A 25,074-nucleotide genomic window follows, 5' to 3' on the forward strand; every position below is an offset into this window, starting at 1 on the left:
AAGTACCAGAAAAAATTTAGTTCAACCGTTTGGGACTAGAACACATTAAAAGCGATTAGAAAAAAATAATAGTATTAGAACAAACCATACAACATAAGAGCACGGCCTGCCTTGCAAGTTGCCTCCGGCCTATGGATACCAGGGCGGCAGTTATAATTTCATTGCTGAAAGAGATTCCTGCTCTGCTTTACAGTTATGTGCCTGCATGAAATCGAATATTTCCCGGTAGGCACAGAGCATAGGTGACTGCATGACTTTCCGATCTTCTGCGGTCAGCGGACGGTAATGTCCTGCCTGGAAACAAGCTTGCAGGGTAGCAAGATCCATTCCTGAAGCGTCAAATGGAATTCCAGTTTTTTGTTTCAGGTTTTCCAGTATCAAGAACCCATATGGATCCAGATCTCCATAATGCAAATAAACAGCATTCGGTTTGGAAACGTAAACCATACGAAGAAAACTTGCCCGTGCGGAATTTGGGAAACCACCCAGATATAAAACGGCTCGATCCTCTGAGGAAATGTCGTGATAGGTAGTGAGGTTTTCAACGGTAATGACTGTCTGGGTCTCCAAAAGGACAGACCGTATGGCACTCAAGCCGTCAGAGGTCAAACCAATACCACCTGGAAGATCAGCAACACGGATACATGAGTCCGGAAACTCCAATATCCAGCCTCCTTTCAAATAGAGGTAGGTTGGATTTTCCAAAAGATTGTAATATTCCAGGATCTGCTTCTTTTCTACCGGCTGGTCTGTCAAATCAGAGAGAATACTGCGGATAATCCCGGAAATAGACTGAAAGTGCTTGGAGTCATGGAATACGGCCTCAGAAAAGTTGCGCACATAGGTCTCTTTCTTTAGCTGCCCGATTTTTTCCAGAGCCAGCAAAATATCCCGCAGTTTCTCAAGATTCCCCTGCAGGCCGTATCCGAGGGAGCGCCCGGCCTGCAGTGCGGCCATCATCTCTCCGGCGAAACGGCCGGAGAGAGTGTCCGGATTTTGCTGCCAGGTCTCCAATAGAAGCTGCAGTTGCTCTTGTCGGGTTTCCTGGGCCGGTTTCCGACCTAAAAATTCATAGATTTCCTGAATGTGGTCCAGCCGCAGCGTGATCTTGGTGTAGTATCCCTGGGCACTGCGGGGGGCGGCAACCATCTGCCAATTGGAAAGGCGCGACACTGCCTCGTCAATGGCCTGCTCCTCCTCGCTCAGGTGGTCCCGGTATATGGGATAATGCTTTGCAAGATCGAAGGTTACCGCCCGCTGAGGCTTACCGTTCTGGGTAGAAGTCCCTTTCCTGCGTTCATAGCGATCCACCATCGCCGTGAGAATTTCGTGGGTGTAGTCCATCATTCCCTCACATCCTGATAAAACGGGCGGACAGCATTGCGTGTACCGCTTTTGATAATGGAACAGGTAGTGTCACAGTAGGGATGGATGGCCGAGGCCTTTTCCACTGTTGTGATCAGCACCGTCTGTAGTTGCATTTTGCGCAGCATCTGCATCATGGGGCGGATGCGGTCGCTGGTCATGCGGCTGAACGCCTCGTCCAGCAGTACCAGGCGAATACTGTTCTCGCATTTGTCGTAGATCTGCAGCAGGGATGCGCAGATTGCAATGTAGAACGGCGCCTGGTTCTCTCCACCGCTGCTGTCCTGACTGACCGCGGAGAGCCGGGTCACGCCGCCTGTAATCTGGTTGCGGCACTCAATGTCATATTCCAGGTAGTACCGGTAGTCCACATAGCGAGACAGCTCTGTGGCCAACTGCTTTCCCTCCTGGCGGCGCTGGGCATTGGCTTTCAACTCTGCCAAGATCCGCTCCATCAATTCGTTCACCTGTGTTTCGTAGGCCGGGTCATTGCGGGCCAGAAAATCTTCGATGCTGCCGTCCCCCTGGATCCGCTGGTTGCTGTCCTGCATGATAACATCATAAAATGCCCGGCGTTCGGGATCGGCGCTAGCCTGGACAACGAACTGATAGACCTCCTCACCGTATTGCAGGCTTTCCATTGTGCGGTTAAGTTCCCGGAATTGCCGCTTGGCGTTATAGATATCATCCTTCATTCGATACAGAATGTCTTCACGGAAGCGCTGGCGGCACCGCTCCTGCGCCTGATGCAAACTGGTGGAGTACCGTTCCAGATCTACATGAATCAGCCGTTCCTGCTGTTCCCGGAAGGTCTCGATGCCATCCAGACCCAGGGGATAGTCACAGGTATAGATGGTGTTATACTCCCGCTGCTTGGGGATTAGATGGTCGCGCAGCCATTCATCCAGCGCTTTATCCACCTGATTTTGATAATTCGTCTGGTATTGGACAATCTTGTCCGGGGGACGGCTGCGGGCTGCGTCCTGATATTTTTTCTCTACTTCTGTCTGTAGCAAGGGTTCCTGCTGGCAAAACGCCAGCCAGCCTACTCTGGCGTCTTCTGCCTTTCGGATAGCCTGCTCCTGCAGCCCTTGTTTTTCCTGGACTTTATCCGTTCGGGAGCGGAGGGCGGCTTCAATTTCCACCCGCTTTTGATCCTGCCGCGTCCATTCTTCCTGACAGAGATGTTCGGCAGTAATTTTTGCCTGAAGAATAGGATTTTCCTTCCACATCTCGTATTCCTGCCGTGCCCGCTCCAGCGCCTGCCAACTGGACTGGTGCCGCTGGACGCTGCCCCAGTTTTTGCGCAGATCCTCCAGAACGTTGCTATGCAGAATGCGGCGGCATTGCTCCAGAATATCCCGCAGGGACTGTGCATGGGCGGAGCACTCTGTCAACTGTCCACGCAAAACTGAAAACTCCTCCCGGGCGGCTTTCAACTGCTGCTTGCGGGCTTCCATGCCGATATACAGCACAGGCGTGCGCAGACGTGCCAACCGATAAGGATAGTGCCGCAGAAGATCTTTTGTGGCGCTCTGGGGATACGCTTCCAGAGTCTCCGACGTATCGCAGCAGACAATTTGCCCCAGCAGGTTCTGCACATAGTATTTGGCCAGCCAGTTTTCACTGGTGACTTTGGTGGCGAGGGAACTGGCCAGCAGGGAGGCAGCGTCTTTTCCACCATCCCGCTCCAGCGCTGGACTGTCCAGAAGGCTGACCTGTCCCACCTCGGCTTTCAGATGCTCAAATACCCGTTTGGCGGTACGGTAATGCCGGGGGGAAACGAAAATGTCGAAGCGGCGGTTTCCCAGACAGGCTTCGATACACGCCTGCCAGTCAGGCTCCTGCACCGTCAGGATCTCGCAGAGAATGCGGGCATCGGCCTCCATGCCCTGCTGGGCCAGTTCCCAGTTGATGGCTTGGCAGACCCGTTTTGCCCGGTCCTGATCCGGATAGACCAACTGACCTTTTTCCAGTGTTTCGATTTTCGCCTGAAGGGCTTTCTGCCGATCCTTCAACTGCTGGAGATCGCTTCGGACCTGAAATTCTTCCTGATCCAGGGAATCCTCCCGCTCCCGAAGCAATTGTTCCATGGCGATGAGCTGCTCTGTCTGCCGCTGTTCCGGCAACTGCTCAATAGCGTCCGGCATTTGTTCGGCCGGAAGTGCTCGTCCGCAGTCGGCCAACTTTCGATTCAGAACTTCCAGTTCCTGTTTGGCGTTTTGCAGAGAGGAGAGGGCTTTTCGAGCCTCCGTGTAGTCCCTTTCCCGGGCTTTTACCAGATCATCGAAGACCTGCAGCTGCTGGCGTTCCGGGCTGTTCTGGTTTTCCCGCAGGGCATCCATCCACCGCTGGTGGGCCTGCTCCGTCCGCTCCTTCTGATACCGCAGTTCTTCTTCCAAACGGTCGATCTCCCGGTTTCCGTCGCGGATGGCGGTAAGGATCTGTTCTTCCTCTTCGGCTGCCGCCTGTTGGCTGGCATACAGAACAAACCCCTGGTTCACTCTGCAGTCCCGCTGCTTAGAACGGGCAGTCTCACCTAGGGTACCGATCTCCGTCAGTAGCTGCGCCCGCTCCTTTGCCTGGAGCAGCACGTCGTTCAGATGATCCAATTCGATCTGCTCCTGCTGCAGTGCTTGGGGGTCAATTTCCGGCTGGGGGAGGATGTAGTGATAGATGAATTCCCGGAAGTCCTCAATGTCGTCCATCCCGGTACCCATGGGAAATACCGCACAGAATTTCTTCCCCAACGGGGAGTCTGCTGCTCCAATCCCCAGCGCGCGGCAGATTAGGTCTTTTGCCAGCTTTTGATTGTCGGTATCCCGCATTTTCCCGTTTTTCAGGCAGAACTGTTCCCGCTTTGTGGGAACATGGTCGGGGCCCAGGAAGGGGAGGTCCTCCAGCATGACGCCCCGGGGAGAGATGTACCAGCGCTGCTGTACGTGACGCATGTCCTCGTCAGGTTTCTCAGATTCCACCCGAACCGTAATGACAAAGGTGTCCTTCCCAGGAGCTGCGGTATCATCCCGAAATTCGGCGCCGACATAGGATACAGTATGCCCCTTGCGGCTGTATCGGGGACGGTCTCCGTCCTGATCCCGCTGTTTGCCGTGTACCGAGCCCAGCAGTGTTCGCTTGCTCTTGCGGTTGCCCAGGGCGTTGAAGCTTTTGCTCGTGGTGAGGCAATACCGCAGGGCATCCAGGATCGTGGTCTTGCCCACACCGTTGACTCCGATCAGATACGTGATCTGCTGGATATTTAGAAGGTCGTTGACAAAATTATGCCAGTTGATCAGCCGCAGGCGGCACAGTGCAATCATACATCATCCTCCTCACCGGCTTTGCGGTATTTGTCCAGTGCCGCTGCCGTCTCATCCCTGGATGCCTTCAGGACATTGTCCGGCAGCGCCAGAATAACAGTGGGATAGATCTCAATTTTGGCCTCTTCCTCGGTGAGACGGTCCAGCGGCTTTGCCAGATTGTAGGTCTTGAGGGTTCGCAGGATGGCTTCCAGCGTGATCCGGTCCAGTTTGCGGGGAAGCCCCAACTTTTGATACTCCTCCTGGATCTCTCCCACTGTGACGACGACATGCTCTCCATCCAGAGAGAGCTTTTCCCGCTTCTGCAAATACAACAGCCGGAAAATCAATAGTAGAATACTCTCGTATTTATTCAGTTTAGCCTGATTTCCCTCATACTCGCTGACCAGTGCAATCACCTTCAGAGGCGCGGAATGGTAGACAACCGTGTAGCCAAGGGGCTTGAAGATCCGGCGCAGTTCCTCCAGGTGATTGACTGCATAGTAATGCTTTTCCCACAGGTCTTCCGCCTGCGACGGGAGAAAACAGTGGTTGAGCAAATAGTTGGCGACCTCTCTTACGTCCATAGAAACCTCTCTTTCAGCTTCGCATGCGTATCCAGAACTGCTGGAACCGGAATCCGCCGCAGGAGACCCATTCCTCCTGTTCGGAGATCTCATAATTGCGGTCGGGGGACTGTGAGTATGTGTGAAGTCCGATGATTTTGATAAACTCCTGACTTTGCACAGAAGCCAGTTCCAAAGCGGAAACTGTCTCCCGGTGCTCCAGCACCTGGCTGGCAAAGCGATTTACATTTTCCAGAGTGACCGCCTGGCGGACATATTCCAGCAGCAACTCCTGCTGGCGCTGGAGCTCCTCCTCGGATATCGGTGGTTCCGGAGGAGATTGCTCGATGGGAGTGGGGGTTCGGCTGTTGATGGCAGGCTTGAGAAAGTTCCTGTCCAGGATCTCTGTAGGATAGAATTTCCAATGGCGGCTCAAAGGGCTCTCGTCTGGCTCGAACAGCTCTTCCGGGCGCTGAATGGTCTGGGCGTAATACCGCAGCAGATCGCTGATTTTTCCCTGGGCGGAGCCGTCGGAGAGCAGCATGAACTGTGCCCGCTGTACGGCCCGCTTCCGGTAGGTCACATGGTTGCGGTCGATTTCCGCCAGCAGATCCCGCATGATGTCTAACTCGTCCCGCACCTTCTGGACCAGCCGTCGCACTGCAATGGTGCCTTCCGCCTCGCTGACCCGCTCCACTCGGCAGTAATCTGCGACCAATGCTTCGGCATACCGCCCATCGCAGGTATCCAGTCCCTCCATGATCCCGGTTCGGTACTGAAAAAGATTGTCGCTGGTCTTGAAGCGGTGGTAGGCAGCCACCACGATCTCGTCCTCGTACTGCTGAAACAGGTCCAAAACCTCCTGGGGCGTCCGGTTCCGGGTCAACTGGTCAATATAGGTCCCGATGGACGCATTGAGCTGCCGCAGGGAGGAGTTCAGGTCCGCCATGTCAGCGGAGACCTCTTTGAGCACATTTTCATAAGGGCTTTTTTCCTGCTCCAGATTTTGAAGCAGTCGATATGCCTTTAGGAGCTTTCCGCTGTATGTGACAGTCTTGGGATGGAGCAGTTCATCAAAAAGTTGCAGCAGGCGGACAGCCGGGGCACACAGGGCCGTGCGGGTTTCCTCCTCATATCCGCCCTCCAAATCTTCCAGCCATCCCGTGTCCCGCAAGCGACGCAGGAACAGCAGACCCTGGCTTCTGGCATCAGATGTCGCTCCATCCCATTCGTCTTCTTCATCCGGCGGCAGAAGGGTGCCCAGCCCTTCCATATAAGTCTCTGTCAGCTCTGTGAGCGCGCTTTTTCCTATGCTGTAGTCCTGGGATGTGCCGCATCTGTCCCAGATCAGCATCAGCAAGTCAGTATAAATACGTTGGTTTCGCCCGGCCAGCGGCCGGAACATTTTCGGATTGAGTAAATCAAAAAGATTCATTTTGAGACCTCCCATTCAGGCAGAGAGAACGGTTAAGGTATCGTAAGCATCAGGCTTATTTGTGCAAAAAGTTTTTTGCAGTAAGGAATCAAAAGATTACGCTCCTATTATTTTCTGGTAGCCCGCTTTGTCAAGATTAACTTTATAGGAATATTCTGGTTGCGTCAAGCGCATCTCCAATGCGGCAATATCATCGGCAAAAAAGAAATGGGGTGAATGACAACCTCCTAGGGGTCCCTATAAAATCCGGGCACCTGTAGCAATTGAGCCTTCTCCAAAAATCCGCCGTAGTATCAAAGACTGCGGCGGATTGGGGGGAGGATCTTTGACAGACGTTTTCTTTGATATAGCGACGCAAAAATTGATCTGTTTTTATCTCAAAAAAGTCTTGTATGTTTTTCGAGATGAAGGTATTATTTTTCAAACTTTGAGGTAAACTGTGCTGCCTAGAGTGTCACTGTGGGTCAGGGCTTCTGGCCGAAACCTTTCCGCTGACCACATGTAAGACCACAGACAGAGCTGGAATACGCGGAAACAGTGGAAACAAGAGAGTTGGAAAGTAAGTGAGTTGGAGTGAAAATGAGTAAAAACCGCTAGAAACGACTATAAAAAATGCCGAAAACCTCTTTGGGAGCAGGATGCCGCAGGTTCGAATCCTATCACTCGGACCATGCGGAGTGTCCTTATAGGATCTGAGTATCCTACAAAGGACACTCCGCATTTTTTATTGTCAAAATTGGGGCGGCGCCGTTTTCATCGAACAGCAGCCGATCCCGGATGCACAGGAGCTTTACCTTGTGCCGGGTGAGCAGGTCAATGTAGCTTTGGGTCATCCCCCACTCCCGACCTATCCGGTTCAGGCTATGGACTAACACCACATCCACCCTGCCAGCGGCAACGGCCTCGGTCACTTTCTGGAGCGCCGGGCGGTCTAATGTGAGCCCGCTGCCGTATTCGTCCGCAGCGCCGATGATGGTATATCCCGCCTTCTTTGCGTAGATCTGGAGCAGAAACCGCTGGTGTTCCAATGCGAAAGAATCGTCATGGGCGACACGGCAATAGAGAAATGCTCTCATATCCCACACCACCTTTACACCGCCGGGGCGTAGCTTAATGCTACGCCTTTTCTCGTTTCCAGCAGAATATCCCGCTCGGGGATTTTCCGGCGATCCGGCACCTCAAAGGCCCCGATGCAGTTGTAGTGGATCGTCACCCGCTGATTGGTAACACCGTCCTCCTTGACCGCAGGATAGACTTCGATATATTCAATGAGTTCGGCAACCATGCGCCTGGTGATGGCGGTGGCGTCGGTGTACCGGCGCACCGTTTCCAGAAAGGTGTCCACATCCATCCGCTTATCTTCCAGCTTTTTCAGCTCCAACCGCAGGGCCTTGATTTTCTTGGCGTTTTCGCCCTGTTCCTGCTCATACCGCTTAGACATTTTGGCGAACCGGGCATCGTCGATCTTGCCAGACACATTGTCCTCATAGAGCCGTTCAAAGAGCATATCCAGCTCTCCGTCCCGGGCCAGCAGCCCGTCCAGCTCCCGCTTCTTGCGTACCCGGTCATGTTCTACTACCTTGGCTGAGCGGCCCACCATCGCCTTGATAAAGTCGTTTTCGTACTCATTGGCGAAACAGGCCAGCCGGTGTATCGTGGTTGCCCTGGTTAAAGTGGAAAGTCAGGTTGCCGCCGCACTCCGGGCATTTCAGATAGCCGCAAAAGGCGCTGGACTCCTTTGTTACGGTAGGCCGCCTGCGCCGGGTGGTTTGCAGGCTTTGCACCTTTTCCCAAGTCACACGGTCAATGATGGGCTCATGGACATTGAGGAAGATTGCCCGGTTTTCTTCCGGGTTTTCAATCCGGCGCTTCATTTTATAGGATTTGGAATAGCTTTTGAAGTTGATAACATCCCCGCAGTATTCCTGCGTGGTCAAAACCTTCTTGATTGTGGTGTGCCCCCATTTTGTAGTCTCCACGGTGCTTTTGGAGCCGCCTCTGCTTGTACCCCTGCTGCGCCAGTAGTAGGTCTGGTTGACAATCCCATCCGCACCGAGGGCAGCGGCAGTTTCAGCCAGCCCGTACCCGTCCAGCGCCATGCGGTAGATACGGCGTACCACCTCGGCGGCCTCCGGGTCAACGACCCAAAACCGGGGATCATCCGGGTTCTTTATGTAGCCATAGGACGGCGGCGAAAGCGGAATCCCAGCGTTGCCTTTCATCTTATTGACGATCCGGCGCTTCTTGGAGATGTCCTTGGCGTAGTATTCATAATGTTCTTGAACGGGGTAAAATCATCTTCGCCCTCGTCGCTGTCCACGCCATCGGAAACGGCCACCAGCCGCACATCATGGAGCGGGAAGAATTCCTCGGTGAGCTTGCCCACCTCAATGTAGTTCCGACCCAGCCGGGAGAGCTCTTTCACGAACACCGCCGAGATATACCCGGCCTCGATTGTAGCGATCATCGTTTGAAAGCCGGGGCGCTTCATGGTAGTGCCGGTAATACCGTCATCCACGAAAAAGATAGTGTCCGTGTAGCCCTTGTCCTTGGCGGCCTTTTGTAGAATTTTCTTTTGAGATGGAATTTGTCAAGGGGCTTTTCTGCAAAACACAATGTTTCTGAAAATAGCGTTCAAAATATATGCAGAGCCGTTAGTCCGCAAAGGATGCGAATTATCGGCTCAATGGTTTTCTTTTATTTGTAATCATTACTTTTCCAATTCCAGATATTCTTGTCCCATGAAGAAGATTTTCAATTCGTTTTGATCTACTTCTATCTCAAATTCTACACTACTATTTCCCTGTGTAACACAGATTATATCCGAGTAAGAAAAACTATAATATGCGTCACCGCAGGATAGACCCGAATCGGGCATATCTTTACTCACAGCAAGTTCCCCGTTTTCTTGAAAGGTAAATATCTCCTCAGCATTTGCATCCTTCCATGTGCCAATAATATCTTTTTCGTTCTGAATGCGATTTACTTTACCAACACATACAATGGCAAGTATAACTGCACCAACAGTCAAAGCAATGCCTGCAACTCTCTTTACCAGTTTCTTTTTACGCAATTTCTATTACCTCTGTTTCAGTTGCTTTGTTAGATTGAATGATTACATATTGCTCAATTTCAGTTCCTCTACAATTTCCACCTTTGATACGCTTCTAACAGCAAACAGCATAGCGATACATACCATAGCGCCGACAGCCATAACTGCAAGAGCATAAATACCGCCGTTCATATAAAAAGCAAATGGTGTCATACCCGACGATATGAAGTAGTAGATAGCACAATGAATCAAAAAGCTCACAGGCAACGCAAGAACCAATGCTTTTACGCCGTACAAAACAGCTTCGAGCAATAGCGTACATTTTAATCCTTTGGCAGTCATACCAACAGAACGCAGAACAGCAAATTCGCTTCTTCTCAAATGAATCGTATTCGAGATAGTGTTACAAACATTCAAGCTGATAATAACCGTCATCAGGATCGAGAACAGGCAGATTACCAGTTTTGCAATCGTATATACCTGTCTGGAATTATTCGTTGCGGCTGCAATGTCCACAGTTTGCGGAAATCCTCTGTCAGCCAGACATTCCATTGCTTCTTTATGCTGTGCTGTCTGTATTCTCATTTCCACATAGGCGTTATCATCTATCAGCAAGTTAAAATAACTTAAAGGCACGATGAGGACAGCTCGATCTCTCACAAACATGGATTGGATATTTGCATTTTCTTCTGAAACGATTTCTTCCACGATAATCGGCAAGGCATCCTCGGATGCCCCCAGCGGAATGATTTCTGTTCCCGGTTCAATAAGAAACGGTGAGCCTGCAATTACCCGATTTTGTGCCGAATTATAGTATCCCATAGTCTGATTGAGCAAAATTCCATGATTGAAATTTGTCACATCCAGACTGAATCCATTTTCATCGCAAAAAGAGACAAAATGTTCTTCGTCCAATCCTACGACATATACCTCTGCTTTCGTACCATTGATAAAATATCCTTGCATATCAGGATTGATTTGTTCCTGCGAAAATTCAGCGGTCATATATCGCTGAAAAGAATAGGAAACATCCGCAGTGATATTTTCATCCGATAATGCCCCGATTGCGACAGGAATATCTTTGTATTGAATCATCGAAATCACATCAGTATAACAGGAACCGTCCTCCTTCATATCCAAGGATGTCTGATAAAGCATAAAATCAGAGAAACTATATAAGGAAAGGGCAATTACCACCGACAAGAAAATAGAGCCGGTAATCGCTCGGAAGCGTTTTGGATTACGCTTAATATTTTTTGCTGCTAACGAACCATAAATGCCAAAAACCAAAGAAACGATTTTTCCGTCACGGAATTTCTTTCTTGATACCGCATTGTTAGACTGGCGGATCGCTTCAATAACTGTAATTTTAGCTGCTTGCTTCACAGGCTTTCTACTTCCGAAGTACAAAGAAGCAATGCCGGATAATCCGCTGACGAGCAGGATCAATCCGTTTACCTTCAAGGACAGTTCTACGATGCCAAAAGTGAATGTTTCTCCAAAAGCTGCCCTGACCACACTTAATAACAGAGCAGATAGCAGGATACCAACAACCAATCCAAAGGGTATGCTCACCACTCCCAAAAGGAAGGCTTCTAAATATACGCTAAGGCGTTTTTGCCCTTTTGTGGCTCCAATACTGGATAGCATTCCCATCTGCTTAATTCGTTCCTGTAAGGAAATGGAGAGGGCGTTGCTGATCATTGAAGCAGATGCAGCCATCAAAAGACAAACGACCATGACCACCAAAGCAATCAGTTTTGCAGCTCCTTTACCCCCGGTAATTCCATGATAGACTAACAATTCCGAATGAAACTTTGCTACATGACTGTCTACTGCCGCAGCCACTTCTTCGGCTTCTGTATAGATCGAATTGGATAAATTCTTTGCCTTGACATACGCAGCAAAATCGGATGCCGTTTTGTCAACACCTGCAAAGGCATTATAGTTTGCTGCGATTTTTGAGTCATTCACATCTGACAGAATACCAACAACTACATACGCTTTCTCTTTTGTTGGAACGAAGCTTTCTTCTTCGCCCCTATAATTTGTCAGCCCGGAAAGCTGGGCATTATATTCATCCCAAATTCTTGAACCAAGAGTTAAAGAAATCGTATCTCCAATCTCTGTATTCATGTTGTTTTTCTTCAAAAAAGATTCTGAAATAACAATCTCATTTTCATCTTGCGGGAAACGCCCTGCAAGCAAATACTGATTTAACGAAAATCTTTGGGTAAAGTTCTCGTCAATCTCGCCAACGGAGAGCATTGTACTGTTGGATTTCTCCCCGTAAAAACTGTTTCCGGCAAAGCGGAGAAGCGAAACTTCGCCTACATTGTTTTGACTATATAGCTCTTGAACCTGCTCCCAAGTCAAATCCTCCATGTAGTAGTCATAATCGCCACCATACACTTTTTCTTTCTCTTTCAAAAAATCAACCAACGACCATCCCCCACAGAGAATAGCGGTTATCATACTGATTGACAAAAGAATGGTTAAAAGTGTGAGTAGGGTACGCTTTTTATTCGACAACAGATTCCTGAGTGTAAGCATGAAAATCATATTCATCAGCGTATCACCTCATCCCTCACAAGTCTGCCATCCTGAATTTCCAGAATACGGTCTGCCTGCATTGCGATTTCACGGTCATGGGTAATCAGGATCATTGTCTGGCGATAGACTTCATTGGATTCACGCAGAAGTTTCATAATATCCCTTGTGTTCTCCGTGTCCAGATTTCCCGTTGGCTCATCCGCAAGGATAATCGCAGGTGCGTTAATCAACGCTCGTCCGATTGCCACTCTTTGTTGTTGACCGCCGGATAACTGACTTGGCAGGTGCTTTCTACGCTTTACCAGTTTGAGTGTGGATAGCAGTTCTTTCAAACGCTCCTGATTGATTTTACGCCCATCCAATCGAATCGGCAGCGTGATATTTTCCTCGACAGTCAAAACCGGGATCAGATTATAAAACTGATAGACAAGCCCAACCTGCCTTCTTCTGAATACAGCCAATTCATCTTCATTTTGCTCATAAACATCCTGTCCATCCACAAATACTTTTCCCGAAGTCGGTCTGTCAACACCACCTAAAATGTGCAACAGGGTAGACTTGCCAGACCCAGATGCTCCAATGATTGCAACAAACTCTCCTTTATCGACGGAAAAAGAAACATCTGACAAAGCATGGACAGGAGCATTGTCCATTTCATAGGTTTTGCAGATATTCTCTACTCTTAATATCTCCATAAAAAGTTCCTCCATATATTTTTGCAATTCAGTATAGCAAAGCCAAGTGACTGCTTCATTACTTTTTCATTACAAAAATGTCACTTAAAAAGGGGCTGCATTAAGCAGTCCCCCGATAAAAGCAGATTTCAAATTTTGCACCGCCTGACTCCCGATTTTTCGCTTGGATGACACCACCCTGATTGACAATGATCGTCTTTGCCAGAGCCAACCCCAAACCGGCATTACCGATTGTAGAGCCACTTCCTTGATAAAATCGGTCAAATAAATGGGGGATGTCTTTTTCCTGAAAACCTGTTCCGCTATCCTCTATAATGATCTGTGTCAAAAGAGGTCTTTCTATTGCCTTGATTTCGATAGTGCTGCCCTCTGGTGAATGTTCGATACAGTTTTTGATTACATTCCCCAAGGCTTCAGCAGTCCAATCAGTATCAAGAGATAGTTTTAATTCTGCCGGAATCACTTGCGTGATTGTCTGCATTTTTAATTCTGCCGCAATCTCCAGAGGACGAATTGCTTTTTCTACCACATCTTTTAAGTATACCGCCTGTGGCTTTAGAGTAATCGTTCCTGCATCCAGCTTGGATATTTTCAGAAGTGTGGCTATCAGCCACTCCATTCTTGATAAGAGCATAGTCTGTTCGCGGATCAGCTCATACCTTTCTTCGTCAGTCAGTTCCTCATTACACAGAGAAGCATTTAAGATATTCAGCGATGTCAAAGGTGTTTTTAATTGATGTGAAATATCGGCTAAAGCATTTGCCAAATTACCTTTCTCCATTTTCAGAGCTTCTGCCTGTTCAATAAGCCGTCTTGTCATCTTGGATATTTCATCATGTAAAACAGATAACTCACCTTCTTGAAACTGCCCAAAAGAAATTTTTTCATCTCCATGTAACAGCCTATCAATATGCAAACTAAAATCAGCAATTTTCTTGTATCTCTGATATGTGAAAAAGAGGGAAACTGCACTGGATGAAATGATAGCCGACAGAACAATCCACACAGCTTTGCTATCAACGATAATGCCAATGCCGCCCCAAAATAGAATAAGAATACTGCTGACAACAATTTGCCTTTTAACTTCTTTATTTCTGATAAAGTCCATATCAACCCACCTTATAGCCAAGCCCACGAACGGTAATTATGATTTCCGGCTCCTGCGGATTGGTTTCAATTTTGTCACGTAGCCTTTTCATATAGACAGTCAATGTATTATCATTGATAAACTCCCCAGTAGTGTCCCATAAAAGCTCCAACAATCTTCTGCGAGAAAGGACAATACCTTTGTTACGCAAAAAGACTAACAGCAACTTATATTCCATAGCAGACAACAAAATCTCTTTCCCATTCTTTGATACGGTTGCTTGATTTGTGTCCACAACTAAGTCGAGGTAACTGATAATGTTTTGTGTGTTCTTAGTTCTCCTTAATACGCTGTTGATCCTTGAAAGCAGTTCTCTTGGTCTGAACGGTTTGCTGATATAATCGTCAGCCCCCATATCTAACCCAGCCACAACACTATATTCATCATCAGAAGCCGTTAAGAAAATAACTGGCATAGTTCCTCTTTCTTTAATTGCAGAACAAACAGAAAAACCATTTCCGTTTGATAATTGAATGTCCACCAAGGCTATATCGTATTGGTCGCTATCCAATTTTTCTATTGCTTCTTTTTGACCGGGAGCATTTTCGATTTTGAACCCTTCATTTCCTAAATAGTCTGATAATGAGGATACGATACTTTGGTCATCCTCCACTAATAACAATTTACTCATCGTGTGTTCTCCTTGTTGTCAGCTATAAATTCATTTTTATTTTGTTTATATCTTCCATCAGCCGGCTTTTGGGCATCTTGGGGAATTAGCCATGCACGAGGTAGCCGAACAATTCCATCAATGCGATTCTCCTCACACAGCTTTTGAACACGACGCACCGATATTCCCCAAAGTTTAGCCGCATCCTGTACTGTCATGTATTCAAACATAGTTTACCTCCGCATCAAATAGTTATATATATTATATACGCACAAACGAACAATATCAATGGGCTGTTTGTAAACACTTAAACACTAACTGTGTACGAATTAACTCGGCGCTAACAATTTCCGTCATCCTGTTTCGGATATTATTTATTTTTCCACCCAACCCATTCTGTCCGGGCAGCTACCTTTAATTTTTTGTTACGCCTCCTCTGCTGCGAGCAACTCTACCAAAACCGAAGGACCATATTTTCAGACTGCCGAGCGACCTCGACTGGTGCCAAACGATTTTGCTGAGGCGATAGAAAATAGAATTGCAATGTACTATAATAAAGGTGTGAAATTTTCCCTCGCTTCTGTAAGATTGTCCGCCAGATCCATAGTACATAGGTGAGGAGGTGGATACCTTGTTAGAGGATGTGAAGATCATTGAACTGTTCTTTGCTCGTACTGAGCAGGCAATAGCTGAACTTGCTGCAAAATACGGTTCAACTTGCAAAAGAATTGCAAACAACATTTTGAAATGCGAACCCGACGCAGAAGAATGTGTAAATGATACATACCTTGCTGCGTGGAATGCAATTCCTCCAGAAAGACCTGACCCACTCAGAACCTATATTTTTCGTATTACCCGCAATATCGCTACCGCAAAATACCACGCAAATACTGCACTAAAGCGAAACAGTTACTATGATGTTGCACTTGATGAGTTGGAAGAGTGCCTAACTTCTGCATCTACTATTGAACAGGAAGTGGATGCAAAGGAGCTGTCACAGGAAATTGATCGTTTCCTTGACAGCTTGGATCAGGAAAGCAGGGTTATGTTTGTAGCAAGGTATTGGTACTCAGATAGCATTACAGAAATTGCAAAGAGGCTTCGTACAACAAATAACAATGTGTCTGTTCGCCTTTCCCGAATCAGAAGCAAACTTAAAAATCATTTACAGAAAGCGGGGTATGATTTATGACACGAAAGAACATCTCTGACGCCGTTGGTGGCATTGGTAGCCGTCATATCGAAGAAACGGCGAGTTATCAGGCAAAGAAACAAAAAAGCATTTGGCTGAAATTTGGGGCAATTGCTGCGTGTCTCTGTCTAATCGTGGTGGGAGTGTTTAGTATGGGATTATTCGGCAAAAGTACAGAAACAGCTACATTAGGTGATGGAACTACCATATCTTTCACTAAAGCAGATACGGTAGCCTCTGCTCTGAGTTTGAACTTGCAAGCACGAGCATTGACCAAAGATGAGGTTCAGACTATTTTCGGTGATCTTCCGATTTCCGGAGATGCCCTCTTTACCTTGGACGATGTAGCATTTGTTGGCTTTGATGGTCATTACAGCGATATGAAATTTGTTGTTTCGCTGTCTGGGAACAATCTTATGGATACTACCGTAATTGGCAAGGGAAATGTATCTATGGTTGGAGATACGCCAGTTAAAGCTGGCTACTTCGTTACAAATGCAAACAGCGAAGGAATTAAGACTGTGATCTATTACGCCTATATCACATTTGATAACTATTCCATCTATATCGAAAATGCAGGCGGAGAAAGTGAAAGAGAGGCTGTTCGAGCGGAACTGATGGCAGCACTTGATAAGTTGTTGGAAAACTCTTTTGATTTTAAGTGATAGAATTCGATTAAATATTGCAAGCACCGGTATGGAAAACCCATACCGGTGCTTATTTTACGCTTGACGTATAGGGATTATCTCCATCCCCCTATGTCACAGACTTCACCTGAAGTTTCAACCTCCAGCACTTTTAACGTTCCATATCTCTGTTTTTCATCTTACGCTCAAGCCGCTCCGATCGCCGCCTTTGCCGCAGTTCTCGATCCATTGTCTTTTCCTGTGCATATTCGTCAAGATAGCCAGACACATCCCGTAGGCCACTCTCCATCAACCACCAACTGAACTTGTCGCCATAAGCCGCTTCAATGCGTTGGGCTGCTGCTTTCTCTCTGTCAGGTCGAAGTGCCTTCCGCTCCAGATAAAGCTGCAAGGAATCAAAGCCGGAAGCTTGCTCTTTCAGCTCGGCATACTCAGACAATGCAGCCTCCAGCTCTCCGGCATACTTATTCTCCTGCGCCTCAAGCCGTTTGAGATTATCTTCATAGCGGTCAATCTGGCGCTGGAAGATATCGCTTGTGGCGTCCTCTGGGTATTCCAGAGAATGAAGCAGCATAGCCTTTTCGCTTTTTAGCTCCTCTAACTTTTCCGTCAACTCGGCTATTTTGGAGGCAAGCTCACGGTGCCTGACAAAGTGGATCGCAGGAAGGGATTTCTTTTCAGCCAGTAGGGACTTCCGTTCTTTGGTTGTTTCCTTTATCTGCTGCACAAGGGAGCGGTACTGTGCCAGATTTGGCTTCAGAATATTCAAGGCACCGGTCATCTGTTTCTTGCTGCTGCGGATATGCCCTAACTGATAGCAGAAGATCAGCATATTTTCCCGCAGCTTTTCCAACGCTTCTGCAATAGCGGGCAGCGTGTTCTTCACCGCCTCCGTAATTTTCTTGAACTGCGCCTTCAGTTCCCGCAGGAGCCTGTTGTCCGCCTTGATCTGACGGTTGAGTTCGCACCTGTCGGACACGATACCTTTCTGTTCCAAAGCACGGGCAATCACGCCCTCGTGGATGGTGGGCTGCTCGTCAATGCCTCGCTCGACAAAGCTGCGGTGGTCGATGCGCTCCTCATGACCGTATCGCTCCAAATATTTGTTTGTCACATCTGCCCATGCTTTGCGCCAGATAAGGAGCTGTTCCTCGCTGTTCCAGCGTTCAGAAATGGGATTCTGTCTCCCGTATTTGGTGCTTTTGGGATACTTGCTGGCACGCTCATATCCATGTTCCTCAGCTGCGGATGGTGTCATATACACTTTCTTCCTGCCTACCTTGTACTGGTACTGTTTCTCCCATCCGTCAGCCTGTGCAGCCTTAAACTCGGCAGCGGTAAAGCCCCGTTCCTCACCGTCACGGCTGCAGAGATATTCCTTCTCCGTTTTGTATTGCCATTTGCCGCTTTCATCAAGCGGGCGCACCGTCAAGAGAATGTGGGCATGTGGATTATGACCCGGTGGATCAGGATCGTGGATTGCCAGATCGGCGCACATCCCGTCTGCGACAAATTGGTTTTGTACGAAGTCCGTCAACAGCGTCTGCCATTGCTCTAGGGACAACTCTATGGGCAGGGCTACCACAAACTCACGGGCTAAGCGGCTGTCCTTGGTTTTCTCGTTTTCCTCCACGGCGTTCCAGAGAACCTCTCGGTCTTGCCATGCGGGTGGGGCCATGTCCGGCAGGAATACCTCCTGCCACACAAGCCCCTGCTTTCGGGTGTAATCGTGCTGTACTCCGTCATAGTCATTGAGGATGTGGGAGCAGCTGAGATAAGCGGAGGCTGCACAGGCGGAGCGTCCGGCTCCCCGGCTGACCACCTTTGCCTCCAAGTGGTAAATTGCCATTTGCGTTCACCTCGATTCGTATTTTGTGAGGGGGTGGTAAAACGCCACCCCTTGGTTTCTGTTTCTCTTTGCAAAGAGAAAATGGGCTGCATTGCTGCCCATATCTGCGATAAAGCTGCCGGTGGCAGGTTTTCGCAGGCAGGAGGCGGGCAGAGTATCTGCCGGATTGGTGCGACAAGCAGCAATCTCTGCATCAGCAGAAGCGCCGACTGCACAGGGAATGCTGACTTGCGGCATTTCCTGCCCTCTCTGGAGAAGTGTCCGATGGACAGTTCGTGAAGAGCGCACGAGCCCGACCAACGGAAGGGATACCACCGCCTGCTTCGCAGGTGGTGAGTAAGTGCGCCCTTCGGGATAAAAAAGGAAGGGACGCCCCGGTTGCCCGGAACGCCCCTCGCAGATTAGTGTAGCTTCTCATATAACAAGTCCTCTAATTTTTCAAGCTCCATTTGCTGAGCCTCTGGAAATACTTTCTCCAAAACAGCGCCCTCCTGAATCAAGCGTCTGGTACGGGCCTTTCGCTCTTTCGCCCGATCCCGCATTTGTGCCTCCTCCAATCGGTGCTTGGCCTGCAATTCTTCCTTGGTCATGATCTTTTTATTTGCCATATCTGGCTCCTTTCTGCCGCTGGGCGGCTTCGTGATAGTAAAAAGCAGGGAACTGGTATCACACAGATACCAACTCCCTGCAGAACTGATGGTAAATTGTTTTCCTCATTCTGAGAATTGCCAATTTGGTAGCAAAGACGGATTGTATTGCCACCAACATAGTAGTAAAATCAAGAAAAGTAATTTCAAAAGCCGTCTGCAAAATCCAGCGCAGCTGAAATGTCCTCCTCGGTTTCCTCCGAAACAAGAGCAGCGGCAGGCTGTGCGCTCTGCATAAGCTGTAGGATACCGCCAAGGCTTACCGGCGTACAGCTCTGCAAGCTGCGTGAGATGGTATCCTCGATCCGGCTGAGGAAAGCGTCCTCCTTCTCCCGTGTTTCCAGATAGGGATCATCGGCAAGCTGCTTGCTACGGTCAAAGTAAGCGTTGACCGCCGAAACGACTGCCTTGCTGACTGAACGATATTCTCGCCTGTCAAGGCTCTGCAAATGCTCCCACGCCCTGCGGTCTGCTTCGTTCTCCAGATTCAGCCGAAGTGTTGTTGTGTAGATTTGCTTCATACAAGATCGCCTTTCTTTTGCATTTTCTGTGCAGACAGCAGCTCATAGCCCTTGGCTGTGGCGCAGATGTCATCATTGATCATCACCCGGCTGGCATCATATTCTCCGAAATTCTTCACCATGCAGCTTCCACCGCCGACAACATAGAGCCTCATCAGTTCCGGGTCATACTCATGCTCACGCAGTCTGCGGAAGATGCCTGCGGTGTAATCCCTCGCTGTGTTCTGGATAGCAGTTAGGTAGCGTTCGCTGATGTCTGCCGTCCCAAAGCGAATCACACGCTCCAGAATCGTATCATCTACCGATGCGCCAAACTGCCGCATGAGATTTTCCCGGACAGCAATCATGCACTGGTTTGTCCCGTACTTCTCCGTGAAGCACTTCTGAGATAGCGGACGGCGCTCGTTGATATACATGACATTCATCGTTCCGTTGCCAATGTCGCAAAGCATATTGATGCCCTTGAATCCCCGCAGTCTGTCCGCCACAGCGGAGAAGCCCTGCGGGAAGATGTCCGCTCCGGCAAACTCCACATGATAGCTGACACCACGGAAAATGAAATCCGCCATTTCATTCTGCAACAGGTACGCCTTGAAGCTATCCTTCTGTTCGCTGACCCAAGTAAGAGGGAGCCCCGCCGCCAAATGCACACGGGCAGAGGTCTGCTTGCGGATATTCAGCTCTCTTGCAATGGCAGCAAGGGTCAGAATATAGTAGTCACCGTCTGTCATTTTGTCAGAGATAAACTCCTTGTGACCTTCGCCCACGGTGTAATAGCTGCCGTTGTAGACAAGCAGATTGCTTTTGAAGGTCGGCTCCTTGTCAGAGATGATCACGCCCGTAGGAAAGCAGCAATGTGCAGTCTTGATATTCCCATAGCCGTGGTCGATGCCGATGATTATAGGGTTATTGTTCATATAGTTCATAGTTTGTCCTTTCTGCCGCTGTGCGGCCTTGAAAATAGATTGTTTGTGTACGGCTCTGTACGGTAAACGCCAGTGCTGTACGCCGCTGTACACCGATTGGTCTTTGGATTTTGCGTTTGCTTTGTCAAATCGCTGTTTATACCGCAAGAAAATGCGGTAATCGCAGCACATTGCACATAAAGAACGCTGATTTTGCGGTAAAATAGCTTTTTGAAAACGGAGTTGAGAACTGCCGTACATCGTGTACGGCATGTACGGCAGTTTTGAAGTCCAGTTCTCATATTTAATAAGGAAGCAAGTTCATCGCCTCCACTCCGATAAATCCACGCACCCGCTTTCCGGCTGCGTACACATTGTTGGTAGCCTCCACATTATAAAGCCGTTCATTCTGGGCCAGCTCTGAGCTGATACGATTTGCTGACATAGGCTTTTGTGCGTTGTCCTCGCACCAGCGGAGATAGGCTTCATAGATAGCCTTGGAGCTGGCTTCGCTGTCGGCCTTAAAGCGGATATAGCCCTCGGATTGCAAAAACTCGATCACATTGTTGCTGCTGCGCTTTACTGTCTCCATATTTTCTTTGGCTCTATCGCTGATGGTGAACTGATACTCGTTCCCAATCAACCGCCGCAGACCCTCCAGACACCACAAAAAGATGCCCTCACGCTCCTGTGTCAGCTTATCCACCAGAAATGGATCATCGGCTCGTCCTGCTGGCCTGTCCTTGGTGGTCAACACGATCTGCCTGCGGAAGAAGCCGTCTGACTTGTCGTGCAAAGCGGTTAAAGCGCCGTTGCCGAAGCAAAGAAAGCGGACATAAAGCTGGCTCTGATAGCTTTGAACACCCTTGCGTTCCATATCCATCTTGCACTCTGAGGTCACGATGGATTTGATATAGTTGGTCTTGGGCAGGGCACTCATATCCATATCGTCATCCACCATCAGCAGCTTGTTTTCCAGGTCTGCACGGCTGAAACGGTTGTTCTCTACCTTCTGGATGCTGGTGGTATTCATGTTATCTCCCAGCATGGAGCGCATTACAAGTCCGATTCGACTCTTTCCTTCGCCGCCCTTACCAATCATCAGGAGCATTTTCTGCCCCTTTGTGGTAGGCAATAGGCAGTAGCCCATATACTCCTGCAAGGTGGGAATGTCCTCCGGGACAAGCAGCTCGGATAAAAATTGCAGCCAGCGCACAGGCGGCGGTGCATCGGGGAGATAGGCCACACTCAGACGGTTGTTGCAATAGCTTTTGTCCTCGGTGAAACGCCCATCCAGAAAGAGTGTCCCGTTTGCCACATGGATACGGTCAGTCTCGATGGGCAGGGGCGGCGAATAGGCTTGCAGCTTGATACTGGCCAGCAGATTTGCCACCACCTTGGAAAGCCCGGAGGTCAGACAGCCGGAGATCTCCTCCAGAATGAGATTGCCGATTTGCGCCTCGTCCTCAATCAGTCCATCCACTGTGAACAGCCTTCCTCTGACACATTTCATGGGATGCTTTTTTAAGAACTGCTGACAAAACAGCACTTCGTTGATGCGTTTTCCATCATACCAATCGGGAATGCTTTCTTCAGGCGGCATAACCATTGGGGTATTCAATTCGTCCATAGGTTTCCTCCTTTCGCAGTTGTTCCAGACGCTCCTTTAGTGCTATGATTTCACCATCCGTCATCCAGTCCTGTACAATTTCCCGACGCTCATAGCTGTCACCAAAGGTGAGAATGTTCAGTTCATATTCAATCTGACTGAGCTTGTGGCAGGCTTCCACGAATAAATCATGGACTGGCTCATCCGGCGTTTGCGGCGCATAGTATGCTTTCCATTCCTCCAAGCAACGGTAATAGTCCGATAAAACAGAAAAGCACAGACGCTCGTTTTCTTTGAGCTTCTGTGCTTCTGTTCGGATACGCTTTGCATTGAGTGCCGCTGCGCTGGGCGGCTTGTCCGGGTCAAGATGAAAGTCTATCACCAGCTTCATGGCTGCGTCGTAGGGCTTGAGATCAAACAACCTTGCAGTGAAGTCAATGACATCTCCATGCTCTCCGCAGGTAAAGCAATAATAATGGTCGTTTGCCACATACAAGCTGGGGTGTCTGTCATTGTGAAAGGGGCAGAGCGCCTTGCCGTGCCGGTTGACCTCAAGGCCATACGCCTGTGCCGCTTCCCGCAGGCTGACGTTGTTTTTTACGGTTTCGAATAAATTCATGTGTCCTCCTTTGCGTAGAAAAAGCGGCTTGCCCTGATATAAGGCAAACCGCTTCCTCAAAATTTATTGTTTTATTGGAAATATTAAGCCGGAGAGGTAACTGTCTCCGCTGCCAGTTTTTCCTTCCTGTTCGCTGCATTGCGAACCCGCTGGCCTTTGATATGCCCCTCATATCGGCACTCATCACTGCAATACTTGACATTGCTTCTTGTGGTGGAAAAGGTCTTACCGCAGTTTTCACAAGTGCAGTCACGCCGCCTGTTTTCTGCCGCTTCCTGCCGGTAGAACTTCGCCCGGCAATTCGGTCCGCAGAACATAGCAGCCGAGCTTTTGGATTCAAATCCCTGACCGCAGCACTTACAGGTTAGCTGAAAAGGCTGCCCAACGGTGTGCTTCCCGGCCTTAATCAACTGATAGCGCTCCCGGCTTTTGATGCGATGCTGGCGTAGCTGCTCCTGCCGCTTGATTTCCTCTGCTGTCAGCTCCGGGGCAGGAAGTTCAAACTTTCCGATGAATTTCAGGAAGATTTCTACCTCCTGCGTTCTGTCCCCGTCGATGCGCTCCGGGGCATGAACGATGATTTTATCAATAAATTCATTGATCATCGGTGTAGTCAGCTCGGAGAAATCGGTGTACTTTTCTGCCAAAGCAAGGAACTGCTCTACACGGGCAGTATCTTCCTCATAGCTCGTCAGGCTTTCCTCCGTTTCTGCAATCTGTGCGGAAAGGTTTTTCTGTTCGACTTCGTACTCAGCAAGCAGGCTGTCAAAGCGTTCCTCAGAAATTCGGCCTACGGCAAAGGATTCATAGAGCTTTTTAATGATCGTATCCAGCTCACTGTGGCGCTTACGGTCTTTGTTCAGCTTTCGTTTGGCATCTTTGGCCGCCTCCACCTGCCTGACCTGTGAAGCGGCTCGTATCTTCTCGGTGAATTTTTCCCGATCTGCTATGGCAAGCTGGCTGACAGTGCGGATTGTCTCTAAAATAAGGATACGCAGCGACTTAGTGGTAATATAGTGCCCGCAGCAGTCCTTTCCATGCTTCTGATGTGCCAGTGTATAAGAGGAGCAGTCAAAGAAATCCGACGGATACGGAGTGCCTTCTGTACCGCCTCTGGAACGATGATTATACATCTTTGCGCCGCAGTCCGCACAGTATAAAAGCCCGGTCAGGGGATTGGCTTCGCCTATGGTATCAATACGCCGTGGCGTTTTCCGCAGTTGCTGAGCAAGCTCCCATGTTTCCGGCTCGATAATGGCCTCATGGGTGTTCTCGAAGATCAGCCAGTCCTCCTTGGGATTAGGAATAGAGGTCTTGTCCTTATATGACAGCTTGTGGGAACGGAAATTGACCGTATGCCCCATATACTCAGGCTTAGACAATATCTGCCCCACAATATAGCCGCTCCAGTTATAAGGATATGCGAACTCGGTCTTACTTTTCCAAACGCCAATGCCTTTCCTTGCAAAATAGACCGCCGGAGCTTCTACCTTATCTTCAAAAAGGATTCTGGCAATGTCATAGGGGCCTTTTCCCTCGATGGTCAGACGGAAGATGCGCCGCACAACGGCGGCGGCCTCCTCGTCAATCAACCAATGGTGCTTGTCGTTCGGGTCTTTCTTATAGCCGTAGATGGCACTGTTGGTGGTAGGCTTGCCTGATTCCCCCTTCACACGGATAGCGGTTTTCTGCTTGCGGCTCAGATCACGCAAGTACCACTCGTTCATGATGTTGAGGAACGGAGCAAATTCATTGCTGTTCTGGTCGTTGCTGTCCACGCTGTTGGCGATGGCAATAAAATGAATGCCATGCTGACGGAACATAACCTCCGTGTAAAAGCCGGTCTGCAAGTAGTCACGTCCGATTCGGGACATATCCTTTACGATCACACGAGCCACCTTGCCAGCTTCAATGTCTGCCACCAGCTTTTTCCATGCCGGTCTTTCAAATGTGCCGCCTGAGAATCCGTCGTCCGTGTAATGGGCAAAGTTTGTGTACCCCTGCTGTGCGCAATAGCCCTCCAAGTATTTCTTTTGATTCACAATGGAGTTGCTATCCCCAATCTGGTCATCGTCACGGGAAAGTCGTTCGTATAAGGCGGTGATCTTGTCCTCAGTCTGAATGATGCTCATGATGCGCTCCTTTCAGACTGACGGCTCATTTGTGGTACACCAATTATATCACAAGTTCCGTCGTTTGTAACTACTTCGTTGCGTATCATTCGTAAAATTTTATCCTCCATTGTCTCTTTCCCACTTTCACTGAAAGCGACTCTCACCTTGTAGGTGGTGCCGCCAATACGTCTTATCATATACTGTGCCTGTTTGTTTTTATCCATAGCGTTCCTCCTTGAAAAATTCATG

25 protein-coding genes are annotated in these 25,074 nt (G+C 48.9%); 2 read left to right on the plus strand and 23 right to left on the minus strand.

Going from position 1 to position 25,074, the window contains the following annotated elements:
* Positions 1-150: 150 nt before the first annotated feature.
* From GPK94_RS00515 to GPK94_RS00575, 14 genes are all read right to left on the minus strand, one after another.
* Positions 151-1,347 (minus strand): Wadjet anti-phage system protein JetD domain-containing protein, encoded by a 1,197-nt coding sequence (locus GPK94_RS00515; protein ID WP_215653879.1) that lies wholly within the window; start codon positions 1,345-1,347, stop codon positions 151-153.
* Positions 1,344-4,685 (minus strand): SbcC/MukB-like Walker B domain-containing protein, encoded by a 3,342-nt coding sequence (locus tag GPK94_RS00520; RefSeq protein ID WP_215653880.1) that lies wholly within the window; start codon positions 4,683-4,685, stop codon positions 1,344-1,346. Before GPK94_RS00520 ends, GPK94_RS00515 begins: the two co-directional genes overlap by 4 nt.
* Positions 4,682-5,251, minus strand: a complete 570-nt coding sequence (locus tag GPK94_RS00525) for a DUF4194 domain-containing protein (protein WP_252192471.1) — start codon at positions 5,249-5,251, stop codon at positions 4,682-4,684. The genes GPK94_RS00520 and GPK94_RS00525 overlap by 4 nt, the downstream gene beginning before the upstream one ends.
* Positions 5,252-5,264: 13 nt before the next feature.
* Complete coding sequence (locus tag GPK94_RS00530; RefSeq protein WP_215653882.1) at positions 5,265-6,665, minus strand: Wadjet anti-phage system protein JetA family protein; 1,401 nt, start codon at positions 6,663-6,665, stop codon at positions 5,265-5,267.
* Between the two features lie 701 nt (positions 6,666-7,366).
* Entirely contained in the window at positions 7,367-7,741 is a 375-nt protein-coding gene (locus tag GPK94_RS00535) for a recombinase family protein (RefSeq protein WP_193536817.1), read from the minus strand.
* A gap of 14 nt (positions 7,742-7,755) precedes the next feature.
* Positions 7,756-8,265, minus strand: a complete 510-nt coding sequence (locus GPK94_RS15925) for a DUF4368 domain-containing protein (protein WP_252192472.1) — start codon at positions 8,263-8,265, stop codon at positions 7,756-7,758.
* A gap of 25 nt (positions 8,266-8,290) precedes the next feature.
* Positions 8,291-8,887, minus strand: coding sequence for a recombinase family protein (locus tag GPK94_RS15930; protein ID WP_252192473.1), 597 nt, complete (start codon positions 8,885-8,887; stop codon positions 8,291-8,293).
* The gene (locus GPK94_RS00545; RefSeq protein ID WP_215654159.1) at positions 8,884-9,252 is read right to left on the minus strand and encodes a recombinase family protein; all 369 of its coding nucleotides are present in this window, start codon (positions 9,250-9,252) and stop codon (positions 8,884-8,886) included. The genes GPK94_RS15930 and GPK94_RS00545 overlap by 4 nt, the downstream gene beginning before the upstream one ends.
* 123 nt (positions 9,253-9,375) lie before the next feature.
* Complete coding sequence (locus GPK94_RS00550) at positions 9,376-9,738, minus strand: hypothetical protein (protein ID WP_055145343.1); 363 nt, start codon at positions 9,736-9,738, stop codon at positions 9,376-9,378.
* Between the two features lie 42 nt (positions 9,739-9,780).
* Positions 9,781-12,285, minus strand: a complete 2,505-nt coding sequence (locus tag GPK94_RS00555; protein ID WP_055145341.1) for an ABC transporter permease — start codon at positions 12,283-12,285, stop codon at positions 9,781-9,783.
* Positions 12,285-12,965: an ABC transporter ATP-binding protein gene (locus GPK94_RS00560; protein ID WP_055145338.1), complete on the minus strand. Its 681-nt coding sequence runs from the start codon at positions 12,963-12,965 to the stop codon at positions 12,285-12,287. The genes GPK94_RS00555 and GPK94_RS00560 overlap by 1 nt, the downstream gene beginning before the upstream one ends.
* Positions 12,966-13,065: 100 nt before the next feature.
* Complete coding sequence (locus GPK94_RS00565; protein ID WP_055145335.1) at positions 13,066-14,073, minus strand: HAMP domain-containing sensor histidine kinase; 1,008 nt, start codon at positions 14,071-14,073, stop codon at positions 13,066-13,068.
* A gap of 1 nt (position 14,074) precedes the next feature.
* Positions 14,075-14,743, minus strand: coding sequence for a response regulator transcription factor (locus GPK94_RS00570; RefSeq protein ID WP_055145332.1), 669 nt, complete (start codon positions 14,741-14,743; stop codon positions 14,075-14,077).
* Positions 14,740-14,952: a helix-turn-helix domain-containing protein gene (locus GPK94_RS00575; RefSeq protein ID WP_055145329.1), complete on the minus strand. Its 213-nt coding sequence runs from the start codon at positions 14,950-14,952 to the stop codon at positions 14,740-14,742. The genes GPK94_RS00570 and GPK94_RS00575 overlap by 4 nt, the downstream gene beginning before the upstream one ends.
* 401 nt (positions 14,953-15,353) lie before the next feature.
* Between GPK94_RS00575 and GPK94_RS00580 the strand changes: the two genes are divergently transcribed.
* Together GPK94_RS00580 and GPK94_RS00585 are read left to right on the plus strand one after the other, a co-directional pair.
* Positions 15,354-15,914: a sigma-70 family RNA polymerase sigma factor gene (locus GPK94_RS00580; RefSeq protein ID WP_055145326.1), complete on the plus strand. Its 561-nt coding sequence runs from the start codon at positions 15,354-15,356 to the stop codon at positions 15,912-15,914.
* Complete coding sequence (locus tag GPK94_RS00585) at positions 15,911-16,579, plus strand: hypothetical protein (RefSeq protein ID WP_055145323.1); 669 nt, start codon at positions 15,911-15,913, stop codon at positions 16,577-16,579. The genes GPK94_RS00580 and GPK94_RS00585 overlap by 4 nt, the downstream gene beginning before the upstream one ends.
* A gap of 133 nt (positions 16,580-16,712) precedes the next feature.
* Here GPK94_RS00585 and mobQ read toward each other — a convergent pair whose 3' ends face one another.
* From mobQ to GPK94_RS00630, 9 genes are all read right to left on the minus strand, one after another.
* Positions 16,713-18,410 carry a MobQ family relaxase gene (gene mobQ / locus GPK94_RS00590; protein WP_055145320.1) on the minus strand — a complete coding sequence of 566 codons (1,698 nt, stop codon included), beginning with the start codon at positions 18,408-18,410 and terminating at the stop codon, positions 16,713-16,715.
* Between the two features lie 6 nt (positions 18,411-18,416).
* Positions 18,417-18,647, minus strand: coding sequence for a hypothetical protein (locus GPK94_RS00595; RefSeq protein WP_055145317.1), 231 nt, complete (start codon positions 18,645-18,647; stop codon positions 18,417-18,419).
* Between the two features lie 164 nt (positions 18,648-18,811).
* A complete protein-coding gene (locus GPK94_RS00600) occupies positions 18,812-19,000 on the minus strand; it encodes a hypothetical protein (RefSeq protein ID WP_055145756.1) in 189 nt (62 codons plus the stop codon).
* Between the two features lie 203 nt (positions 19,001-19,203).
* Positions 19,204-19,578 carry a hypothetical protein gene (locus GPK94_RS00605; protein WP_055145314.1) on the minus strand — a complete coding sequence of 125 codons (375 nt, stop codon included), beginning with the start codon at positions 19,576-19,578 and terminating at the stop codon, positions 19,204-19,206.
* On the minus strand, positions 19,575-20,504 hold the full coding sequence (locus GPK94_RS00610; protein WP_055145311.1) for a ParM/StbA family protein: 930 nt from the start codon (positions 20,502-20,504) through the stop codon (positions 19,575-19,577). The genes GPK94_RS00605 and GPK94_RS00610 overlap by 4 nt, the downstream gene beginning before the upstream one ends.
* Before the next feature lie 283 nt (positions 20,505-20,787).
* Complete coding sequence (locus GPK94_RS00615; protein ID WP_055145753.1) at positions 20,788-22,092, minus strand: phage/plasmid primase, P4 family; 1,305 nt, start codon at positions 22,090-22,092, stop codon at positions 20,788-20,790.
* The gene (locus GPK94_RS00620) at positions 22,076-22,711 is read right to left on the minus strand and encodes a CHC2 zinc finger domain-containing protein (RefSeq protein WP_055145308.1); all 636 of its coding nucleotides are present in this window, start codon (positions 22,709-22,711) and stop codon (positions 22,076-22,078) included. The genes GPK94_RS00615 and GPK94_RS00620 overlap by 17 nt, the downstream gene beginning before the upstream one ends.
* A gap of 83 nt (positions 22,712-22,794) precedes the next feature.
* Entirely contained in the window at positions 22,795-24,843 is a 2,049-nt protein-coding gene (locus GPK94_RS00625) for a recombinase family protein (RefSeq protein WP_055145306.1), read from the minus strand.
* Complete coding sequence (locus GPK94_RS00630) at positions 24,840-25,049, minus strand: transposon-encoded TnpW family protein (RefSeq protein WP_055145303.1); 210 nt, start codon at positions 25,047-25,049, stop codon at positions 24,840-24,842. The genes GPK94_RS00625 and GPK94_RS00630 overlap by 4 nt, the downstream gene beginning before the upstream one ends.
* Positions 25,050-25,074: the final 25 nt, after the last annotated feature.

Origin of the sequence: Pseudoflavonifractor sp. MCC625, assembly GCF_018784545.1 — a bacterium.
Classification (GTDB): Bacteria; Bacillota; Clostridia; order Oscillospirales; family Oscillospiraceae; genus Pseudoflavonifractor_A; species Pseudoflavonifractor_A gallinarum.